The 1,299-nt window shown below is 40.9% G+C and carries 1 protein-coding gene; it reads left to right on the plus strand.

Going from position 1 to position 1,299, the window contains the following annotated elements:
• Window positions 1-41 precede the first annotated feature (41 nt).
• Window positions 42-1,270 (plus strand): IS3 family transposase gene (locus tag EBI00_RS15890; protein WP_123096908.1). Its coding sequence is split into 2 segments (ribosomal slippage): window positions 42-393 and window positions 393-1,270, totalling 1,230 coding nucleotides; the frame shifts between segments, so codons are not numbered across the junction.
• Window positions 1,271-1,299: the final 29 nt, after the last annotated feature.

Here is a 1,299-nt window from a genome sequence, read left to right on the forward strand (position 1 = left end):
TGTCCCATCCTAAAATACGTTGACATAAAGAGGACTTCTTTATGGCGACATCAGGTATCAAGTGTATTAAGCGCACACAGCGTGACTATTCAATGGCTTTTAAATTAGGGGTAGTTGAGCGTGTAGAAAAAGGCGAAATGACTTATAAACAGGCCCAAGTTCACTTCGGCATTCAAGGTAGATCCACCGTTCTTGTTTGGCTAAGAAAGCATGGTAAATTAGATTGGTCTAAACCATTTTTATATCCTCTTATGCCTAATTCAAAAGAAACTCCAGCAGAAAAGATCAAACGCCTCGAGCGTGAGCTAGCAGATGAAAAGCTTAAAAACCAAGTCCTAAACGGCATGGTTGATATAATGGACAAAGAATATGGAGCTGGCCTGCGAAAAAAGTATTTATCCGGTACATCTGGCAAGCCAAAGAAAGACAGCAAGTCTCGCTAGCAGGTGCTTGTAGAGTGTTTGGCATATCGAGACAAGCAGTCTATCAATCTGTTGCGCGATGGGAAGCTCGACGAGAAGAGCTGGCTCCCGTTAAAGAGAAAGTGCTTTATTGGCGTCAGTTCATGCCTAGATTGGGTGCGAAAAAGCTGTATCGGTTAATCAAAAGTGATTTATTAGAAGCGGGTATTAAATTAGGCCGAGATGGGCTATTTAACTACTTACGAAAGGAAGGGCTATTAGTAAAACCAAAAAAGAGCTTTACTAAAACGACGTTTAGTAAGCACTGGATGAGAAAGCACCCTAACTTACTTAAAGACAAAGAAATAACACGACCTGGAGAAGTGCTTGTAAGTGATATTACTTATGTGGAATCTACTGAAGGTGTCCATTACTTATCATTAGTGACTGACGCTTACTCAAGAGAAATTGTTGGGCACCACCTGAGTCGAGATATGAAAGCTGTTCAGGTCGTTAAGGCCTTAAAAATGGCAGTGAAAGGAAATGATTTTTATAGAGGTGCGATTCATCATTCGGATCGTGGACTTCAGTATTGCTCTGAAACCTATCAATCTGAATTATCGAAGGCAGGGATAATGCCATCAATGACGGATGGGTATGATTGTTACCAGAATGCTCTAGCAGAGAGAGTGAACGGAATTTTGAAACAAGAGTTTCTGATATATGATTGCAAGACCTTCGAGGATCTAGCTGTTTTAATTGATGAATCTGTAAACACTTATAATCATTTAAGGCCGCACTTGAGCCTCAAGATGAAAACACCGAATCAAGTGCGAAAAGAGAAAGGCCAGCTACAGGAGCTGGCCTAAAAACTGTCAACCTATTTTAGGACGACACA

The organism is Marinomonas hwangdonensis (assembly GCF_003721245.1).
Lineage (GTDB): Bacteria > Pseudomonadota > Gammaproteobacteria > Pseudomonadales > Marinomonadaceae > Marinomonas > Marinomonas hwangdonensis.